This window comes from Kineosporia babensis (assembly GCF_021129305.1).
GTDB lineage: Bacteria > Actinomycetota > Actinomycetes > Actinomycetales > Kineosporiaceae > Kineosporia > Kineosporia babensis.
Map to the genome: position 1 here is coordinate 575935 of NZ_JAJOMB010000002.1, position 19803 is coordinate 595737.

The window sequence follows — 19803 nt, forward strand, 5'->3', positions numbered from 1 at the left end:
GCGGCGTCCCAGTGGCGTTGAATGGTGCTGGGGCCGGTCGAATGCAGACGGGCGAGGAGCCAGTAAGCCCCCGGAGGAAGGACTGCGCGTGGCACGCATCGGAGACGGTGGCGACCTGCTGAAGTGCTCTTTCTGTGGAAAGAGCCAGAAGCAGGTGAAGAAGCTCATCGCCGGGCCCGGCGTCTACATCTGCGACGAGTGCATCGACCTGTGCAATGAGATCATCGAGGAGGAGCTGGCCGAGGCCAGCGAGCTCGGTCTGGTCGAGCTGCCGAAGCCGAAGGAGATCTTCGACTTCCTCGAGCAGTACGTGGTCGGGCAGGCGCCGGCGAAGAAGAGCCTCGCGGTCGCCGTGTACAACCACTACAAGCGGATCCAGGCGGGCGAGCCCGGCCGGCGCGGTGACGAGCCGGTCGAGATCGCCAAGTCGAACATCCTCCTGATCGGGCCGACCGGCTGCGGCAAGACGTATCTGGCCCAGACCCTGGCCAAGATGCTGAACGTGCCGTTCGCGATCGCCGACGCGACCGCCCTCACCGAGGCCGGTTACGTCGGCGAGGACGTCGAGAACATCCTGCTGAAGCTGATCCAGGCGGCCGACTACGACGTCAAGAAGGCCGAGACCGGGATCATCTACATCGACGAGGTCGACAAGATCGCCCGGAAGTCGGAGAACCCGTCGATCACCCGGGACGTGTCCGGCGAGGGGGTTCAGCAGGCCCTGCTGAAGATCCTCGAAGGCACTACCGCGAGTGTGCCGCCGCAGGGTGGCCGTAAGCACCCGCACCAGGAGTTCATCCAGATCGACACCACCAACGTGCTGTTCATCGTGGGTGGGGCGTTCGCCGGGCTGGACCAGATCATCCAGTCCCGGGTGGGCAAGCGCGGCATCGGTTTCGGCGCCCCGCTGCACGAGGCGAAGGCGAACAACGACTCCTACGCCGACGTGATGCCGGAGGACCTGCTGAAGTTCGGGCTGATCCCCGAGTTCATCGGCCGGCTCCCGGTGATCACCACGGTCTCCAACCTCGACCGGGAGGCGCTCGTGCGCATCCTCACCCGGCCGAAGAACGCGCTGGTCAAGCAGTACCAGCGGATGTTCGAGATCGACGGGGTGGAGTTGGAGTTCACCGACGACGCGCTGGACGCCATCGCCGACCAGGCGATCCTGCGGGGCACCGGCGCTCGAGGCCTGCGGGCCATCGTCGAAGAGGTGCTGCTGCCGGTGATGTTCGACGTACCCAGCCGGGACGACGTGGCGCGCTGCGTGGTCACCCGCGAAGTGGTGCTGGAGAACGTCAACCCGACGCTGGTGCCGCGCGAGGCGCCGGTGCGTAAACCGCGGGAGCGGCGCGAGAAGTCGGCCTGATCCGCCGAAAAGCCCGATCGCTGCCCAGGTGGCGAGTCCGACCGAGGCGACCACACCGTCCCCCATTGGGAGACGTTGGTGGTCGCCTCGGTCGTTTGCCCGGGCTTGGGCGGGACGAACGCATCAATGCCCTTCTCGGTCGTGGGCTACTGACCGGGACTCCGAAATGATCGCCTGCGAGCCTCTAGCAGTTGACGGGATGGGGCTTATTCGGGGGACGTTCTCGGGGGTTGGCCTTGAAGCGAAAAGTGCTGGTGGGTCTGCTGACCCTGGGGATCGCCGGTGGCGCGGTGACCGCGTTGCCGGGGGTGGCGCTGGGCGCTGCGCAACCGGTGCGGGCGGTGGCGCCGAGCGACCTGCTGGAGGTGACCGGTCAATCGGACGATGATCTGGTCGGCCCGCTGCAGGTGAAAGCCCGTGCTCTGCGGGACAAGGCGGTGACCCAGGTGCTGAACGGGGAAGCCGAGGTGGAGAACCGCAACGGCAGCAAGGTGGTCCGCCTGGACGGCCCGGCGAATGCCGAGAACCGGCGCAGCAGCAAGGACGAGGGGCAGTACGTCGAGCTCGGCCGGCAGGCGACCGACAAGATCTTCGTGGTGCTGGCCGAGTTCGGCAACGAGCGGCACCCGGACTACCCGGATCAGGACACCGATCCGAAGACGCCCGGCCCGAGCGTGTTCGACGGCCCGCTGCACAACCGGATCCCGCAGCCCGGAACGGACGACAACACCACCAACTGGCAGCCGGACTACGATCGTGAGCACTTCGAGCAGATGTACTTCGGCGAGGGTGAGGGCGTCGAGTCGCTGAAGACGTACTACCAGACCCAGAGTTCGGGCCGCTACAGCGTGGACGGCGTGGTCACCGACTGGGTCAAGGTGCCGTACAACGAGGCCCGCTACGGCCGCTCGAACGGCTATCCGTGCACCGGCAACGTCTGCGTCAACGTCTGGTCCCTGCTCTCCGACGCGCTGAAGGCCTGGGTGGACGGGCAGAAGGCCGGCGGCCGCAGCGATGCCGAGATCAAGGCCGGGCTGGCCGAGTTCGACCGGTGGGACCGCTACGACCACGACGGCGACGGGGACTTCAACGAGCCGGACGGGTACATCGACCACTTCCAGATCGTGCACGCCGGGGGTGACCAGGCCGACCGCGACCCGTACCAGGGGGAGCACGCGATCTGGAGCCACCGTTCGTACGTGAACCTCGACCGCGCCGGAAGGGACGGCCCGGCGAGCAATCCGCTGGGCGGCACCCAGGTCGGTGGCACCGGTATCTGGGTGGGCGACTACACGATGCAGCCGGAGAACGGCGGCATGGACGTGTTCGCCCACGAGTACGGCCACGACCTCGGGCTGCCGGACGACTACGACACCACCGGTGGTGAGGGCAGCCCGGTGGAGTGGTGGTCGCTGATGGCGCAGAGCCGGCTGAACGGTAAGGGCGAGCCGATCGGTTCGCGCGCCGGTGATCTCGGCGCCTGGCAGAAGCTGCAGCTCGGCTGGCTGGACTACGAGGTGGTGCCGTACGGCCGCCGCGACCGGGTGGTGGAACTCGGCCCGCAGGAGTACAACACCGACCGGGCCCAGGCCGTGGTGGTACCTCTGCCGCTGAAGAAGGTGGTCACCGAACTGCCGAAACCGGTGAGCGGCGAGTACGAGTGGTGGAGCGGCACCGGGGACATGCTCAACACCACGCTGACCCGGACGCTCGAGATGCCGGCCACCGATCCGCAGCTGACCTTCCAGGCCAGCTGGAACATCGAGGACTGCGGCACGACCGCCTGTGACTACGCCTATGTAGAGGTGAACGACGGCAAGGGGTGGAAGGCGATCTTCGGCTCGATCACCAACGGCGAGGCCGAGGGCTACGGTATCGACGGGCTGAGCAAGGGCTGGCAGCCGGCCTCGTTCGACCTGGGCGCCTACGCCGGCCAGAAGGTGGACCTGCGGCTGCGGTACACCACCGATCCGGCCGTGGCCGGTCAGGACGTCAAGCAGCCGGGCGGGCTGTTCGTCGACGACATCGAGGTGTCGGGAGCCTTCACCGATGGTGCCGAGGACGGTGACAACGGCTGGCAGAGACTTGGTTTCGTGCGGACCACCGGCACGGTGACGGAGTACTACGACCACTTCTACATCGCCGGCCACCGGTCGTACGTCAGCTACGACCAATATCTGAAGACCGGTCCGTACAACTTCGGCTGGCAGACCGAAAAGCCCTTCTGGGTGGAGCACTTCCCGTACCAGGAAGGGCTGCTGGTCTCCTACTGGGACACCTCGCAGGTCGACAACAACGTCAGCCAGCACCCGGGCGCGGGGCGCAACCTGTACGTGGACGCGCACCCGGCGCCGTTGTACCGCAGCGACGGCAAGCCGTTCCGGACCCGGATCCAGCTCTACGACGCGCCGTTCGGCCTGGATCGGACCGACAGCCTCCGCCTGCACATCGAGGGGGAGAAGACCCGGATCCCGAAGCAGCCGGGCAACCCGGTGTTCGACGACACGCAGAACTACTTCGACCCGGTGCAGCTCGACCACGGCGTGAAGCTGCCCGGCACCGGAGTGAAGATCGAGGTGCTGAAGCAGAAGAAGACCCGGATGACGATCCGGGTGACCACCCCCTGATCTGATCGGGTGGGAGCGGGGCGTTCGGTCGCTGTCCAGGACCGGACGCCCTGCTTTGGTCATGGCCTGGCTCACAGCCAAAAGGTTGCCCAATAAAACAATATGAGACGTATCTCTCGCCAGGGCTTTTCAGCTGTGGCTTTGCCGGGTGACCCGGTTTGTAACAAAGGTGACTCTTGGCTGACGCACAGCGATCCTTAAGTTTTCGGTGCACCCGGCGGTGTCATTGCGGGTGCTCGGGAAACGGGAGGTCTGATGCGAAAGGCTTTGATCGGCCTGGCCACGGCGTCGTTGGTGGCGGCCGGGGCCGGGCTGCTGGTGCCGGTGACCGCGCAGGCGGCGGTGCCGAGAGCGGTGCAGGCGGTGAGCGGGTCCGAGGTCGCCGGATCGGACGACCTGCCCAACCCCCTGGCCGAGAAGGCACGGGCGCTGCGGGAGGAGGCGGTGTCCGGAGTGCTGGACGGCGAGGCCGATGTGTTGCGGCGCAACGGTAGTGACGTGGTCCGGCTCGACGGAACCGGGATCGACGACGACCGGTACGTGGAACTGGCCCGGGAGAAGACCGACCGGATCTTCGTGGTACTGGCCGAGTTCGGCAACGAACGTCATCCGAACTTCCCTGATCAGGACACGGCTCCGGCCATTCCTGGCCCGGCGACCTTCGAGGGGCCGCTGCGCAACGCCATCCCGGAGCCGGGCAAGGACGACAACACCACGATCTGGCAGCCCGACTACGACCAGAAGCACTTCCAGGATCTGTATTTCGGCGATGGTGAGTCGCTGAAGACGTACTACGAGTCGCAGTCCTCGGGCCGGTACAGCGTCGAAGGTACGGTGACCGACTGGGTCAAGGTGCCCTACAACGAGGCCCGGTACGGCCGATCCAACGGTTACCCGTGCGCCGGTGACACCTGTAACAACACCTGGGCCCTGGTGACCGACGCGCTCAACGCCTGGGTCGCGGACCAGAAGGCGGCCGGTAAGTCGGACGCCCAGATCAAGGCGGACGTGGCCGAGTTCGACCAGTGGGACCGTTACGACTACGACGGTGACGGCGACTTCAACGAGCCGGACGGATACATCGACCACTTCCAGGTGGTGCACGCCGGTGGTGACCAGGCCGACGGCGACCCGCAGCAGGGCGAGGACGCGATCTGGAGCCACCGCTGGTACGTCAGCCAGAACAGCACCAGCGGGCCGGCCGGAAACCGGCGGGGCGGAACGCAGATCGGCACCACCGGGCTGTGGGTCGGGGACTACACGATCCAGCCGGAGAACGGCGGTCTGAGCGTCTTCGCCCACGAGTACGGCCATGATCTCGGTCTCCCGGACGAGTACGACCTCGGCGGCGGCCAGGGCAACGCCAACGAGTGGTGGACCCTGATGGGCCAGAGCCGGCTGGGGGCCAAGGGCGAGGCGCTGGGCGAGCGGCCCGGTGACATCGGAGCCTGGCAGAAGCTCCAGCTGGGCTGGCTGGACTACGAACTGGTCGGCGCCGGTGAGAGCCGGACGATCGAACTCGGCCCGGAGGAGTTCAACACCGCTGATCCGCAGGCCACCGTGGTGGTGCTGCCGGAGAAGGAGACCAGCTCCAAGCCGGTCGAGCCGGCCTCGGGGGAGTGGGAGTGGTTCAGCGGGACCGGTAACAGCTTCACTCACACCCTGACCCGGGCGGTGGACCTGCCGGCCGGCTCGCCCCAGCTGACCTTCCAGGCCAACTGGAACATCGAGGACTGCGGGCCGGACGCCTGTGACTACGCCTACGTGGACATCAACGACGGGGACGGCTGGGACGCCATCCCCGGCTCGATCACCAAGGCGGGTGAGGGCAACGGGATCGACGGAGTCAGCGAGGGCTGGCAGCCGGCCACGTTCGACCTGTCCGGCTACGCCGGGCAGAACGTCCAGCTGCGGTTCCGTTACGTCACCGACCCGGCGGTCGAGGGTCAGGTGACCACCCGGGCGCCTGGGTTCTTCGTGGACGACATCGCGGTGGCGGGTGTCTTCGAGGACGGTGCCGAGACGGCCGACGAGGCCTGGACCGCAGACGGTTTCGAGCGGATCGAGGGCCGGGTGGTGACCACCGCCGAGCAGTACTACATCGCCGGCTACCGCTCCTACGTCAGCTACGACCAGTACTTGAAGACCGGGCCGTACAACATCGGCTGGGCCTCCACCAAGCCGGACTACGCCGAGCACTTCCCCTACCAGGTGGGTCTGCTGGTGTCGTACTGGGACACCTCCTACAGCAACAACAGTGTCAGCCAGCATCCCGGGGCAGGCCGCAACCTGTACGTGGACGCGCATCCGGAACCGATCTACGACGACGCTACCGGGCGCCCGTTCCGCACCCGGGTCCAGATGTACGACGCGCCGTTCGGCCTGGAGAAGACCGACAGCATCACCCTGCACACCAACGGCGAACGGACGAAGATCAAGAAGCAGGAGGGTAATCCGGTCTTCGACGACACCGGCGACTACTTCGACGAGGCCCAGCCCGACCACGGGGTGAAACTTCCGGCCGTCGGGGTCCGGATCGAGGTGCTGAAGCAGGACCGGGACGACATGACGATCAAGGTCACCAACCCCTGACGTCCCCTCCGGCACGAAAGTCTCCGTGCTGACTCTGGAAACACGGCGATCGCCGAACGGCTGCCCGGATCGGCAGGCGTTCGGCGATTCGCGGGTTTCGGTGGTGTTTCTGCTTCTATATCCGACAAATACCTTAACTTGAGCGGTGTTCTCGCCTAGGTTCGACTCCGAGTCCTGCGGCACCTGGACCGCGGGATCAGCGGACTCGGAGGTCTGAGTGCGAAAAGTCCTGGTGGGTCTGGCGACCCTTTCCCTGGCCGCGGGAGCGGCGATCGCGCTGCCCGGCTCGGCGGCAGCGTCCGCACCACTGGCGCAACCTGCCGTCGGTACCCCTGATCAGGCCGTTCAGGGTACGGACGACCTGTCCAGCCCGTTGCAGGACAAGGCCCGGGCGCTGAAGCAGGAGGCCCTGACCCAGGTGCTGAACGGTGAGGCCACGGTTCAGCGCAAGAACGGCAGCCAGGTGGTGAAGCTGGCCGGGAGCAAGGGCAAGGGCGACGACAAGTACGTCGAGCTGGCCCGCGAGCAGACCGACAAGGTGTTCGTGGTGCTGGCCGAGTTCGGCGACGAGCGTCATCCGGACTACCCCGACCAGGACACCGACCCGGATTTCGTCGGGCCCACGGTGTTCGACGGTCCGCTGCACAACCAGATCCCGAAGCCGGGCAAGGACGACAACACCACGGTCTGGCAGAAGGACTACAGCAAGGAGCATTTCGAGGACCTGTACTTCGGCGAGGGCAAGAACGCCGAATCGCTGAAGACCTATTACGAGACCCAGTCCTCCGGCCGGTACAGCGTCGAGGGCACGGTCAGCGACTGGGTCAAGCTGCCCTACAACGAGGCCCGCTACGGCCGCTCCAACGGCTACCCCTGCGCGGACGTGATCTGCGACAACACCTGGGAGATGCTGGCCGACGCGATGAACGTGTGGGTCGCCGACCAGAAGGCGGCCGGTAAGTCGGACGCCGAGATCAAGGCCGCGGTGGCCGAGTACGACCAGTGGGACCGTTACGACCACGACGGGGACGGCGACTTCAACGAGCCGGACGGGTACATCGACCACTTCCAGATCGTCCACGCCGGCGGCGACCAGGCCGACCAGGACCCGCAGCAGGGTGAGGACGCGATCTGGAGCCACCGCTGGTACGCGTTCTTCGACCAGGCCGGCAGCGCCGGCCCGGCGGACAACCCGCTGGGCGGCACCCAGATCGGCGACACCGGCATCTGGGTCGGCGACTACACCACGCAGCCGGAGAACGGTGGGCTCAGCGTGTTCGCCCACGAATACGGCCACGACCTGGGCCTGCCCGACAACTACGACACCGCCGGCGGCGAGGGCAGCCCGGTGGAGTGGTGGTCGCTGATGGCGCAGAGCCGGCTCGGGGCCAAGGGCGAGGCACTCGGCGAGCGGGCCGGGGACCTCGGGGCCTGGGAGAAGCTGCAGCTCGGCTGGCTGGACTACGAGGTGGTGCAGGCGGGCAAGGACAAGAGCCGCACGATCGACCTCGGTCCCTCGGAGTACAACACCTCCAAGCCCCAGGCGGCGGTGGTGGTCCTGCCCAAGAAGCAGGTCACCGAGCAGCTGGTGGAACCGGCCGCCGGTGAGTACGAGTGGTACAGCGGCAGCGGGAACGAGCTGAGCAACACGCTGAGCCGCTCGGTGGCGGTGCCCGCCGGTTCGCCCGCTCTGACCTTCCAGGCGAACTGGAACATCGAGGACTGTGGCGAGACCGCCTGCGACTACGCCTATGTCGAGGTGGACGACGGCAGCGGCTGGAAGGCGATCCCGGGCTCGATCGCGAATCCGGCCGAGGGCAACGGCATCGACGGGCTGAGCGAGGGCTGGCAGCCGGCCACCTTCGACCTGTCCGCCTTCGCCGGCCAGACGGTGGGCCTGCGCTTCCGTTACGCCACCGACCCGGCTGCGGTGGGCAACGACCCGACCAAGCCGGCCGGGATCTTCCTCGACGAGATCGCGGTCGAAGGGGTGTTCGAGGACGGTGCCGAGACGGACGACAACGGCTGGGATGCCGACGGTTTCCGGCGCACCACGGGTACCGAGCAGGTGGAGTACGACCACTATTACATCGCTGCCAACCGGACCCACGTCAGCTACGACAAGTATCTGAAGACGGGGCCGTACAACTTCGGCTGGGCCTCCACCCGGCCGGACTACGTGGAGCACTTCCCGTACCAGGAAGGCCTGCTGATCACCTACTGGGACACCTCGTTCGCCGACAACGACGTAAGCGTGCACCCGGGCCAGGGCCGCAACCTGAACGTGGATGCGCACCCGAAGGCGCTGATCCGCCCGGACGGCAAGCCGTGGCGCACCCGGGTGCAGCTGTACGACGCGCCGTTCAGCAAGAAGAAGGCCGACAGCATCACCCTGCACCTGGAGGGTAAGAAGCAGAAGATCAAGGGTCTGAAGGGCAACCCGACCTTCGACGACACCAAGGACTACTTCGACCCCAAGCAGCTCGACCACGGCGTCAAGGTCGCCGACGCCGGCGTGAGGATCCAGGTCACCAAGCAGAAGGGGGCCTCCGCCACGGTACGGATCACCACCAAGTAACCCGGTTCTCCCGCGGCGTCCCGGCTCCTGTGGGCCGGGGCGCCGTTGTGGGTTGGTGGCTCTCGAACTGGAGGACGCGTCCCGGCCGCCGGTTCGGTCGCTCTTGCGGGTGTCGCGCACTTCACCTGGTCTGGATGCCAGGGCTGCGATGGCTTAAGGTTAGGCTGTCCTAACTATTGCTTGAGCTGGGAGCAGCCAGAGATGACCTACAGCGTGACCGGTGCCATCTACGCCGAGGTCGTCGCCACCGAACGGATCAGCCCGCACCTGGTGCGGATCGTCCTCGGCGGACCCGAGCTGTCGCAGTACCAGCCGCTGCAGGTGCCGGACGAGGCGGTCGTCCTCTGGTTCCCCAAGGAGGGGCAGGACCGGCCCGCCCCGCTGACCGAGAAGGACGGCGTCTGGGGGCATCACGACCCGCAGGTCGCCCCGCCCGGCCGCAACTACACCGTGCGCTCCTTCGAACCGGGTGAGAACGCCCGGATGACCGTGGACTTCGTGGTTCACCCGGGCGGGGTCGCAGGCGAGTGGGCGGTCAAGGCACAGGTCGGGCAGCAGCTGATGATCACCCGGCCGCGCTGCTGGTTCGAGCCCCCGGCCGACGCCCGGTGGATCCTGGCCGCCGCCGACCTCACCGGCCTGCCGGCCCTGGCCCGGATCATCGAGGAGTGCAAGCCCGACGGCCCGGCCGTGCACGCGATGGTCGAGACGGTGGACGCGGCGGACCTGGCCGGGCTGCCCGCCACCCAGTGTCACGCCCGCAGCGTCGACGCGAGCGTGGGCACAGGTAACGGCGTGGCGCCCGGGGCGCTGGCCGACCTGATCGCGGCCAAGCTGCCGGAGCTGGTCGGGAAGGGCCCGGGGTACGTCTGGTACTCGGGCGAGGCGGCGCAGTCCCGGGAGATCCGCAAGCTGCTGCGCAAGGGGCACGGCTGGCCGCTCGAGCGGGTGGCGACGGTGGGCTACTGGCGGCAGGACGCCGAACGCTGGAACGAGACGTTCGAGAAGATCGGCGGCGAGCAGCTGGTGCAGGTGTACTACGAGGCGGTCGAGCACGGCCTCTCGAACGCCGAGGCGTCGGAACTGCTCGACGAGGCGTACGAGAAGGCCGGGCTCTGACGCGTTCTAAGGGCGCATGACCGCCGAGGCGTGGAACGAGGGCTCGGTGCTCAGTACAACCCGGGTTTCCTGTTCCGGGTCGACCAGAACCAGTCCACCGTCCTCCTCCACCTCGATCCCGGCCGAGCCGGCCTTCGGCCCGTCGTACCACTCGCCGGCCAGGATCTGGGTCAGGAGGCTGGCGACCTCCTGCGGTTCGCCGATGCAGAAGTTCTCGCGGTCCGACGGGTCGCACCTGAGCAGAAGACCCTCGAACTCCAGGGTCGAACGGTCCACCCGGCAGACGGTGGCCAGCGGGGTGGCCTGGGTGCTCTCACTTCCGCAGTAGACCGCGTCGTCCATCACCTGGAACCAGTCCGCTCCGCCGATCTCCGTCTGCAGGCCCCCGCCGGGCTGGGGAAACGCGTGCTGGATCTGGGAGGCGCCGGCGTTCAGAAGGAGCAGCTCGGTGTACTCCTCGGTGTCGCAGATCTGGTAATCCGGCCCGTCAGGCGCCCGCAGGCAACCGTGGAACCGTTCCAGGCCGGCCGGGATGGTGGGCCGGCTGAGCACCCACACACCTTCCGGCGCTCGCATCGGTGTGCCGATGATCGTGCCGATCCGCTGCCGCAGGGGCAGTTCGGCCACGACCGGGAAGACCTCGTCCCGTTCGGCCTGCTCCGGCGTCTGGCTGGGCCCGTCCTGGTCGGGGACGACCAGGGAGGGCACCGGTGTCGGGTCGTCCGAGGGGGCGACGGCCGCCTTTTCCGGTAGCCCGCCGAGCAGCAGGGTGCCGGCCAGCACCGCCAGTACAGCCACTGCGGCCAGTGCCGGGATCAGGTACCGGTGTTGGACTCGGTCCGGGGCGGGCGGAGCAGCCGCCACCCGCTCGTCCAGGTCGTGCAGGGCAGACCGGATCCGGTCGTCCAGGTTGCTCGTCCTGCTCACCTTGCTCATCGGCCGTCCTCCTCTCCCAGGATCTTCGCCAGCCGGGCGCGAGCCTTGTACAGGTGAGCCTTGGCCGTCCCCTCCGCGCAGCCAAGAATCTCCGCCACTTCCTTCACACTGCGGTCCTCCAGGTAGGCCAGCACCACGGCGGCCCGTTGCTGCCGGGGTAACCGCCGGATCGCCGCCAGGACCACCTCGTACTGTTCTGGTGCGGGTGGCAGCGCCGGCACCGGGCGGCCGAGCTTCAGCACGGCGGCCGCCTCGGCGCGGGCCCGGCGCAGCCGCTTCGAGGCCAGCTGGATCGTGACCTTGCGCAGCCAGGCACCCGGACGCTCGTAACCGCCAACCGAGTCCCAGCTCTGCCGGGCCTGCAGCAGTGCGTCCTGGGCGACGTCCTCGGCCACCGCCCGGCTGCCCGAGACCACGCCCGCCAGGGTCACCATCCGGGGGAACTCGCGGCGGTAGAACTCCTCGAAGTCCAGGGCCGTCCCTCCTCTGCTCGAACTTCGGCTCGAAGCTGCTGTGTGCGGTGCGGCGGGCACGATGCCAGTCCTTCCCGTCGGTCGTCGTCCATGACCAAGCACAGCCGCAGCCCAGCCTGAAGGTTTACTCCAGAGGCGCACGAATGCTGGGTCGCTCCGGCCGACGCGGTGCTGCGGGCTGTCGGGGAGCGATCCGGGTGCGGGGATCTTCCCCCGCGCGGACTAGGCTGCGGGGAATGAGCAAGGTGGAGATGCGCTGATGGCACGGATCGACGGTCGGGGACCGCAGCGGGATGCCAAGGAGGCCGCAGCGGCCGAGGCGCTCTCGCAGCGCTCCGCCGAGGTCTACAAGGAGATCCTCGACCGGGCCCCGGAGCACGACCTGGTGCCCAGCCTGGACCGGATCCAGGCGGTGGCCGAGCTGCTCGGCGACCCGCAGCGCTCGTTCGAGGCCGTGCACGTCACCGGCACCAACGGCAAGAGCTCCACCACCCGGATGATCGAGCGGCTGCTGCGCGAGCACAACCTGCGCACCGGCCGGTTCACCAGCCCGCACCTGAACGACGTGCGCGAGCGGATCTCGATCGACGGCGAGCTGATCGACCAGGAACGCTTCGTCGAGGTCTACGACGAGATCAAGCCCTACCTGGAGCTGGTCGACGCCCGCAACGCCGAGGCCGGTAACCCGCGCCTGACCTACTTCGAGGTGCTGGTCGCGCTGGCCTACGCGGCGTTCTCCGACACCCCGGTGGACGTGGCCGCGGTCGAGGTCGGCCTGGGCGGCTCCTGGGACGCGACCAACATCATCGACGCCCGGGTGGCCGTGGTCACCCCGGTCGGCGTCGATCACGAGCGTTTCCTCGGCCACGATCCGGCCACGATCGCCACCGAGAAGGCCGGCATCATCAAACCCGGTGCCATCGCCGTGCTTTCGGAGCAGCTCGAGGAAGCGATGGAGCCGCTGCTGGAGCGCGCGGCCGAGGTCGGGGCCACGGTTTTCCGCGAGGGCTACGAGTTCAGCGTCAGCAGTCGCGAAGTAGCCGTCGGCGGGCAGCTTCTCACGCTCCAGGGCGTGGCCGCGGTCTACCCCGACCTCTTCCTCCCGCTGCACGGCGCCCACCAGGCGCAGAACGCGGCCACCGCGCTCGCCGCGGTCGAGGCCTTCCTGCTCTCGGACGGGCGCGACTGGTCCACCACCGACAACTCCCGTGAGGGAACCGGTCTGGACATCGACGTGGTGCGCGCCGCGTTCGCCGACGCCAGCTCACCCGGCCGTCTCGAAATGGTCCGGCAGAGCCCGGCGGTACTGATCGACGCGGCCCATAACCCTTCCGGCGCCCAGGTTCTCGCAGACAGCCTGGAAGAGGCCTTCGGCTTCAACAAACTGGTCGGCGTGGTAGCGGTGCTGGAGGACAAGGACGCGGAGAGCATCCTCGGCGTGCTGGAGCCGGTGCTCGACGAGATCGTGGTCACCCGCACCTCCTCCCCGCGGGCGATGGACCCGGACGAGCTGGCCGAGATCGCCGAGGACGTTTTCGGCGAGGAACGGGTGACCACCTTCCAGCGCCTGGACGACGCCCTGGACTACGCCATGGGCCAGGCCGAACTGGGTGGCCAGATCGGCGGCGGGGTGCTGGCCACCGGCTCGGTCACGATGGCCGCCGACGTCCGCCGGCTGTTCCGGATCAAGTAGCAGCTTCGCTGGTTGCCCAACCCGACCACGTTGTCGGGGTGACCTGCGCGCTTGTGGCGCGCCAGGCGTCCTCAATCGACCGCTCACCGGACTTTTTGTTTTTTGTGGCCGAAGTTCTTCACAAAAAGGGCGAAGCCTGACTACTGTCACTCACAGGTGCTACACAGGGGTAGCGGCCAGACACGGACAGGGAGGTCGGCGTCGTGGCACGAGTCGGCACCCGTCCGGAGAACCGGCACCAGGCGCGGTTTCTCAGAATTCTGCGGGACAGCGGGCCGCAATCCCGGGCCGAGCTCGGTGACGCTGTGGAGCTGTCCAAGTCCAAGGTGGCGATCGAGGTCGAGCGCCTGGCCGAGCTGGGCTTCGTCGACATCGTCGGCCTGGCCGCCTCCCGAGGTGGCCGGCGCTCGCAGATGGTCGCCCTGTCACAGAACCTGCGCTTCGTCGGCATCGACATCGGCGCCACCTCGATCGACGTGGCCGTGCTGGACGGCGAGCTGAACCTGCTCGGCCAGGACCGGGCCGAGACCGACGTCCGGCTCGGCCCGCGGGTGGTGCTCGACCAGGCCACCGATCTGGTGGCCAAGCTGCGCGCGTCGCTGGCCGGGGGATCGGTCGCCGGGGTCGGCGTCGGAGTGCCCGGTCCGGTCAGCCAGGCCGAGGGGGCCCTGGTCGCTCCGCCGATAATGCCTGGCTGGAGTCGGTTTCCGATTCGCGACGTGCTCGGTGCGGCCCTGGGGGCCCCGGTCATGGTCGACAACGACGTGAACGTGATGGCCCTCGGCGAACTGCACGCCGGTACTGCCCGGAGCGTGCGCGACCTGCTCTTCGTCAAGATCGGCACCGGCATCGGCTGCGGCATAGTGGTCGGCGGGGAGATCTACCGCGGGGTGAACGGCTCGGCCGGCGACATCGGGCACATCCAGGTGGACGGGCACGGTCCGGTCTGCGCCTGCGGCAATACCGGGTGCCTGGAGGCTGCCTTCGGTGGCGCCGCCCTGGCCCGGGACGCCGAAGCCGCCGCTCGTAGCGGCCGTTCCGCGTATCTGGCGGAAATGCTGGGAAAAACCCTGTCCGCGAAGGATGTCGGAGCCGCCGCCGATGCCGGAGATCCGGTCAGCCTGGCCCTGATCCGCGACGGCGGTACCCGGATCGGCAAGGTCCTGGCCTCGCTGGTCAGCTTCTTCAACCCTGGTCTGGTGGTGATCGGGGGCGGCGTGGCCGGTCTCGGTCATCCGCTGCTCGCCGAGATCCGCAGTGTCGTGTATCGCCGTTCGCTTCCTCTCGCGACCGGGAATCTGCCCATCGTCCTGTCCGAGCTCGGCGGCACCGCAGGAGTTGTCGGTGCCGGGCGGCTCATCTCCGACTCGGCCCTCTCCGTCAACGGGCAGAGTGCCACTAACTGACCCACTCTCCTAGGCACCTTCCATCCTGACCTCGAAGAGGAGGCCACCGTGGACGACGGCGTTCTGCTGCGCATGCGCGGAATCGTCAAGCAGTTCCCTGGTGTACGGGCCCTGGACGGCGTCGACCTCGACGTCGCCGCAGGGCAGGTGCACTGTCTTCTCGGCCAGAACGGCGCCGGGAAGTCCACTCTGATCAGGGTTCTCGCCGGAGCGCACCGGCCGGACGAGGGCAGCCTGAGCTGGGAGGGGGAGGATGTCTCGTTCTCCTCGCCCTCGTCGGCCATCCAGCGCGGGATCGCCACCATCTACCAGGAGCTCGACCTGGTGCCGGGGCTTTCGGTGGCTGACAATCTTTACCTCGGTCACGAGAAGGCCACCGCCGGGTTCGTGCACCGCAGCGCGCAGGGTGCGGCGGCCGCTGCGGTACTGAAAAAGCTTGGCCACTCCGAGATCCCGGTGAGCCGGGAGGTCGGGCGGCTGTCGGCGGCTCAGCAGCAGATCGTCAGTCTGGCCCGGGCGCTGGCCCGGGACGCCAAGCTGATCGTGATGGACGAGCCCTCGGCGGTGCTGGCCCACGACGAGGTGGACAACCTGTTCCGGGTGATCCGCGGGCTGATCGCCGAGAACGTTGCGGTGGTCTACATTTCGCACCGGCTGGAGGAGATCCGGCAGATCGGCGACATGGTCACCGTGCTGAAGGACGGGCGTACGGTAGCCACCGGGCTGCCCGCCAAGAGCACGCCCACGCCGGAGCTGGTCTCGCTGATGACCGGGCGGAACGTCGAATACCTCTTTCCGCCGCGAACTTCGGATCCGTTCTCCAGCGATGCTCCGCTGTTGCAGGTCGAGGGTCTGGCCCTGAAGGGCGCTTTCGAGGGAGTGGACCTGGTGGTGCGGCCTGGCGAGATCGTCGGGCTGGCCGGCCTGGTCGGCGCCGGGCGCTCCGAGGTGCTGGAGACCATCTACGGGGCTCGACGGCGAACTACCGGCACGGTCCGGATGGAAGGCCGCGAGCTGCCGGCCGGGTCGGTGCGGGCTGCGGTCAAGGCCGGCATGGGCCTCGCGCCGGAAGAGCGCAAGAGCCAGGCCCTGCTGCTGGGCGAACCGGTGGCCCGCAACGTCACACTGGCCTCACTGTCCCGGATGACGAAAACCGTTCCGGGGTGGCTGGACCGGCGCCGCGAGAAGATCACCGCGCAGGAGGCCACGGCCGGGTTGGAGGTGCGCCCGGCCGATGTGACCCGCGCGGTGAAGACCCTTTCCGGCGGTAACCAGCAGAAGGTGGTGCTGGCCCGCTGGCTGCTCGGCTCGACCAAGCTGCTGCTGCTCGACGAGCCCACGCGGGGGGTGGACGTGGGCGCCCGATCGGAGATCTACGCCCTGGTCCGGCGCCTGGCCGACGACGGGATGGGCGTTCTGCTGGTCTCCAGCGAGGTGCCGGAGGTACTCGGTCTGGCCGACCGGGTGCTGGTGATGCGGGAAGGCCAGGTGGTGCACACCGGTCCCGCCGACGAACTCGACGAGCACCGCGTGCTCGACCTGGTGATGGAAGGAATCGCGCGATGAGTGTCTCCACGGCCCCACCGGCCGTCTCTACGCAACGGCCGGGCGTGCTGGCCCGGATGCGGGGCACCGAGGTCCGCAACCTCGGGCTGGTCGCGGTGCTCGCCGTGCTGATCGTGATCGGCGCGGTCACCAGCGAGAACTTCCTGACCACCGACAATCTCGAGAACATCCTGGTCAGCTCGTCGGTGATCGGGGTGGTCACGATCGGCATGACCTTCGTGATCATCGGCGGCGGGATCGACCTGTCGGTGGGCGCGATCGTGGCCCTGGCCTCGGTCTGGGCCACCACGCTGGCCACCCAGTCGTACGGCCCCTGGATGATGGCGCTGTGCGCGATCCTGGTCGGTGCCGGGGCCGGGCTGGCCAACGGCCTGCTGATCGCCTACGGCCGGCTGGTGCCCTTCATCGTCACGCTGGCCATGATGGTCTCGGCCCGTGGCCTGGCCGCCCGGCTGGCCGACAACCGCACCCAGCTGGTGAACGAGCAGGGCATCAAGGACCTGGCCAAGACCGACGTGCTCGGCATCCCGCTGATGGTGATCATTCTGGCGGTGGTGGCCGCGCTGGGCTGGATCCTGCTGAACCGCACCACCTTCGGCCGGCGCACCTTCGCGATCGGCGGCAACACCGAGGCGGCGCGGCTGGCGGGCATCGACACCCGGCTGAACACCGCACTGCTGTACGTGCTCTCCGGAACCTGCTGCGGAATCGCCGCGGTGATGCTCCTGGCCCGGACCACCACCGGCTCCAGCACCCACGGAAACCTTTACGAGCTCGACGCCATCGCCGCGGTGATCATCGGCGGGACGCTGCTGAGCGGAGGCCGGGGCACCCTGATCGGTTCCATCCTGGGCGTGCTGGTCTTCATCACGATCTCCAACATCTTCATCCTGAACAACCTCGCCACCGAGACCCAGAACATCGCCAAGGGCCTGATCATCGTCGGGGCCGTGCTGCTGCAGCGCCGCGCCAACCGCGACACGACCTAGGCGCGGGCTGGGCGGGCAAGTATGTGAGCCAAGGCGAGCAACAACCACAGGTGCGGGCCGGGCGGCCGGCCCCCACCACGTCTCAACTTTGAAAGTCCGACCACAACGGAGGTTCCCATGGACGGCTTCACCCTCGATCGCCGCCGGCTGCTGGCCGGGTCCGGTCTGCTCGGCGCGGCCGGCCTGCTCGCCGCCTGCACCAGCAACGAACCGGACGAGCCGGAGAGCACCGGCGCCAGCCAGGTGGCCAACACCGGCAGCGGGAACGACGAGCCCGGCCAGGAGGTGGTCATCGGGTTCAGCGCCCCGGCCGCCGACCACGGCTGGATCGGCGCGATCACGACCAAGGCCGAGGAGGAGGCCGCCAAGTACGAGGACGTCGACTTCCAGGCGGTCGAGGGCAGCAACGACGTCAATCAGCAGATCTCCCAGGTGGAGACCCTGATCAGCCGCAACGTCAACGTCCTGGTGATCCTGCCGTTCGACGGCAACGCCCTGACCGAGGTCGGGATCAAGGCGATGGAGGCCGGGATCCAGGTGATCAACCTGGACCGGGTGTTCTCCTCGGCGCGCGGGTACCGCACCTACATCGGCGGCGACAACTACGGCATGGGCGCGGCCGCCGGGTACTACCTGGCCCAGCAGCTCACCGAGAAGGGCGTCAAGGACCCGGTGATCGGCGAGGTGCAGGGGATCGCCGACCTGCCGCTCACCCAGGACCGCAGCAAGGGCTTCGAAGAGGCCCTGGCCACTGCCGGTTTCAAGGTCTCGAACAAGGTCAGCGCGCAGTTCACGGTGGAGTCCGGGCAGCAGGTGACCAGTAACCTGCTGCAGGCCGCGCCCAAGCTCGACGCGCTCTGGAACCACGACGACGACCAGGGCCTGGGCGTCCTGGCGGCGATCGAGCAGGCCGGCCGGGACGAGTTCATCATGGTCGGCGGGGCCGGCTCGCGGAACATGATGGACCTGATCAAGGCCGACTCCGGGGTGATGAAGGCGACCGTCACCTACCCGCCGAGCATGGCGGCCTCGGCGGTGAAGCTGGCCCGGCTGGTCGGCCAGAGCAAGGGGATGGCCGACCTGGTCGAGCTCGGGGTGCCCGCCTCGATCACGCTGACCAGCGAGACGATCACCAAGGAGAACGTGGACCAGTACCTCTCCCTCGGATTCGAGTCCTGATGGGGGAGAAGACTTATGGAGTAGGCATGATCGGCTACGCCTTCATGGGAGCGGCGCACTCCCAGGCGTGGCGGTCGGCCGGGCACTTCTTCGACCTGCCGGCGCAGGCCCGGATGACCGCGATCTGCGGCCGGGACCGCACCGCCACCGAGCAGGCGGCGGCGAAACTCGGCTGGGCGAGCGTCGAGACGGACTGGCGGGCGCTGCTGGAGCGCGACGACATCCAGATCATCGACATCTGCTCACCCGGGGACACGCACGCCGAGATCGCGATCGCCGCGCTGGCCGCGGGCAAGCACGTGCTGTGCGAGAAGCCGCTGGCCAACACCGTGGCCGAGGCCGAACTGATGGTGGCGGCGGCGCAGCAGGCCCGGGCTCAGGGGGTGCGCTCGATGGTCGGCTTCAACTACCGCCGGGTGCCCGCGATCACACTGTCCCGAAAACTGGTGGCCGAAGGACGGCTTGGCGAGATCCGGCACGTGCGGGCGCAGTATCTGCAGGACTGGATCATCGACCCGGACTTCCCGCTGGTCTGGCGGTTGCAGGCGGAACGGGCGGGCAGCGGGGCGCTGGGCGACATCGGCGCCCACATCGTCGACGCCACACAGTTCATCGTGGGCGACCAGCTGGCGGGGGTGAGCGGCCTGACCGAAACGTTCGTCAAGGAGCGTCCTCTGCCCACCGCGTCCTCCGGTCTGTCGGCGGGTGCCGACAGCGACATCAAGGGTGCAGTAACAGTGGACGATGCGGCTCTCTTCATCGGTCGGTTCACCGGTGGGGCGCTCGGGTCCTTCGAGGCCACCCGTTTCGCCGGAGGCCGCAAGAACGCCATCCGGATCGAGATCAACGGCAGCCTGGGCAGCCTGGCCTTCGACTTCGAGGCGATGAACGAGCTGCACCTGTACGACGGCACCTCCAGCCCGGAGACCGGCGGGTTCACCCGGATCCTGGTCACCGAGCCGGAACACCCGTACCTGAAGTCCTGGTGGCCGCCCGGCCACCTGATCGGGTACGAGCACTCCTTCACCCACGAGATCGCCGACCTGCTGGCCGATCTCGGCAACGGGGTGGACCCGACGCCGTCGTTCGAGGACGGACTCCAAGTGCAGCAGGTGCTGGCCGCGGTGGCCGAGTCGGCCGCCGGCGGATCGCGCTGGCAGGCCCTGCCGCTCGTGGCCGCGGCCAGCAGCGCCGCCTGACCACCGCCCGAAAACGGTTCCCGCCGGTGCTGGCACACCGGCGGGAACCCGCCAGGAAGGAGATCAGCACCTAGCTC

General features: G+C 68.2%; 13 protein-coding genes. 11 read left to right on the plus strand and 2 right to left on the minus strand.

The features are described 5' to 3' along the window. Positions 1-88 precede the first annotated feature (88 nt). The 5 genes from clpX (at position 89) to LR394_RS05540 (ending at position 10285) form a co-directional block, all read left to right on the plus strand. Positions 89-1369 (plus strand): ATP-dependent Clp protease ATP-binding subunit ClpX, encoded by a 1281-nt coding sequence (gene clpX / locus LR394_RS05520; protein WP_231439269.1) that lies wholly within the window; start codon positions 89-91, stop codon positions 1367-1369. A 236-nt stretch (positions 1370-1605) separates the two neighbouring features. Beyond that, a complete protein-coding gene (locus tag LR394_RS05525) occupies positions 1606-3996 on the plus strand; it encodes an immune inhibitor A domain-containing protein (RefSeq protein ID WP_231439270.1) in 2391 nt (796 codons plus the stop codon). 255 nt (positions 3997-4251) lie between these two features. Next, the gene (locus LR394_RS05530; RefSeq protein WP_231439271.1) at positions 4252-6588 is read left to right on the plus strand and encodes an immune inhibitor A domain-containing protein; all 2337 of its coding nucleotides are present in this window, start codon (positions 4252-4254) and stop codon (positions 6586-6588) included. 217 nt (positions 6589-6805) lie between these two features. Further along, complete coding sequence (locus LR394_RS05535) at positions 6806-9166, plus strand: immune inhibitor A domain-containing protein (RefSeq protein ID WP_231439272.1); 2361 nt, start codon at positions 6806-6808, stop codon at positions 9164-9166. Positions 9167-9367: 201 nt separating this feature from the next. After that, positions 9368-10285 carry a siderophore-interacting protein gene (locus LR394_RS05540; RefSeq protein WP_231439273.1) on the plus strand — a complete coding sequence of 306 codons (918 nt, stop codon included), beginning with the start codon at positions 9368-9370 and terminating at the stop codon, positions 10283-10285. A 6-nt stretch (positions 10286-10291) separates the two neighbouring features. Here the strand turns inward: LR394_RS05540 and LR394_RS05545 are convergent, their stop codons facing one another. After that, complete coding sequence (locus tag LR394_RS05545) at positions 10292-11221, minus strand: hypothetical protein (RefSeq protein ID WP_231439274.1); 930 nt, start codon at positions 11219-11221, stop codon at positions 10292-10294. Continuing rightward, complete coding sequence (locus tag LR394_RS05550; protein WP_231439275.1) at positions 11218-11754, minus strand: RNA polymerase sigma factor; 537 nt, start codon at positions 11752-11754, stop codon at positions 11218-11220. Before LR394_RS05550 ends, LR394_RS05545 begins: the two co-directional genes overlap by 4 nt. Before the next feature lie 199 nt (positions 11755-11953). Between LR394_RS05550 and LR394_RS05555 the strand changes: the two genes are divergently transcribed. From LR394_RS05555 to LR394_RS05580, 6 genes are all read left to right on the plus strand, one after another. Continuing rightward, complete coding sequence (locus tag LR394_RS05555) at positions 11954-13387, plus strand: bifunctional folylpolyglutamate synthase/dihydrofolate synthase (protein WP_231439276.1); 1434 nt, start codon at positions 11954-11956, stop codon at positions 13385-13387. Positions 13388-13590: 203 nt separating this feature from the next. Further along, on the plus strand, positions 13591-14793 hold the full coding sequence (locus LR394_RS05560; RefSeq protein ID WP_231439277.1) for an ROK family transcriptional regulator: 1203 nt from the start codon (positions 13591-13593) through the stop codon (positions 14791-14793). A gap of 72 nt (positions 14794-14865) precedes the next feature. Continuing rightward, positions 14866-16359 carry a sugar ABC transporter ATP-binding protein gene (locus tag LR394_RS05565; RefSeq protein WP_269328748.1) on the plus strand — a complete coding sequence of 498 codons (1494 nt, stop codon included), beginning with the start codon at positions 14866-14868 and terminating at the stop codon, positions 16357-16359. Next, the gene (locus tag LR394_RS05570) at positions 16356-17348 is read left to right on the plus strand and encodes an ABC transporter permease (RefSeq protein WP_231439279.1); all 993 of its coding nucleotides are present in this window, start codon (positions 16356-16358) and stop codon (positions 17346-17348) included. Before LR394_RS05565 ends, LR394_RS05570 begins: the two co-directional genes overlap by 4 nt. Before the next feature lie 117 nt (positions 17349-17465). After that, a complete protein-coding gene (locus LR394_RS05575; protein WP_231439280.1) occupies positions 17466-18527 on the plus strand; it encodes a substrate-binding domain-containing protein in 1062 nt (353 codons plus the stop codon). Continuing rightward, positions 18527-19726 (plus strand): Gfo/Idh/MocA family protein, encoded by a 1200-nt coding sequence (locus LR394_RS05580; RefSeq protein WP_456238328.1) that lies wholly within the window; start codon positions 18527-18529, stop codon positions 19724-19726. Before LR394_RS05575 ends, LR394_RS05580 begins: the two co-directional genes overlap by 1 nt. The last annotated feature ends 77 nt before the right edge of the window (positions 19727-19803 follow it).

Bases quoted from the DNA above. Each gene is read 5' to 3' on its own strand.
- LR394_RS05530 (WP_231439271.1), top strand. From the start codon at position 4,252: ATGCGAAAGGCTTTGATCGGCCTGGCCACGGCGTCGTTGGTGGCGGCC.
- LR394_RS05540 (WP_231439273.1), top strand. From the start codon at position 9,368: ATGACCTACAGCGTGACCGGTGCCATCTACGCCGAGGTCGTCGCCACC.
- LR394_RS05545 (WP_231439274.1), bottom strand. From the start codon at position 11,221: ATGAGCAAGGTGAGCAGGACGAGCAACCTGGACGACCGGATCCGGTCT.
- LR394_RS05555 (WP_231439276.1), top strand. From the start codon at position 11,954: ATGGCACGGATCGACGGTCGGGGACCGCAGCGGGATGCCAAGGAGGCC.
- LR394_RS05565 (WP_269328748.1), top strand. From the start codon at position 14,866: ATGCGCGGAATCGTCAAGCAGTTCCCTGGTGTACGGGCCCTGGACGGC.
- LR394_RS05570 (WP_231439279.1), top strand. From the start codon at position 16,356: ATGAGTGTCTCCACGGCCCCACCGGCCGTCTCTACGCAACGGCCGGGC.
- LR394_RS05575 (WP_231439280.1), top strand. From the start codon at position 17,466: ATGGACGGCTTCACCCTCGATCGCCGCCGGCTGCTGGCCGGGTCCGGT.
- LR394_RS05580 (WP_456238328.1), top strand. From the start codon at position 18,527: ATGGGGGAGAAGACTTATGGAGTAGGCATGATCGGCTACGCCTTCATG.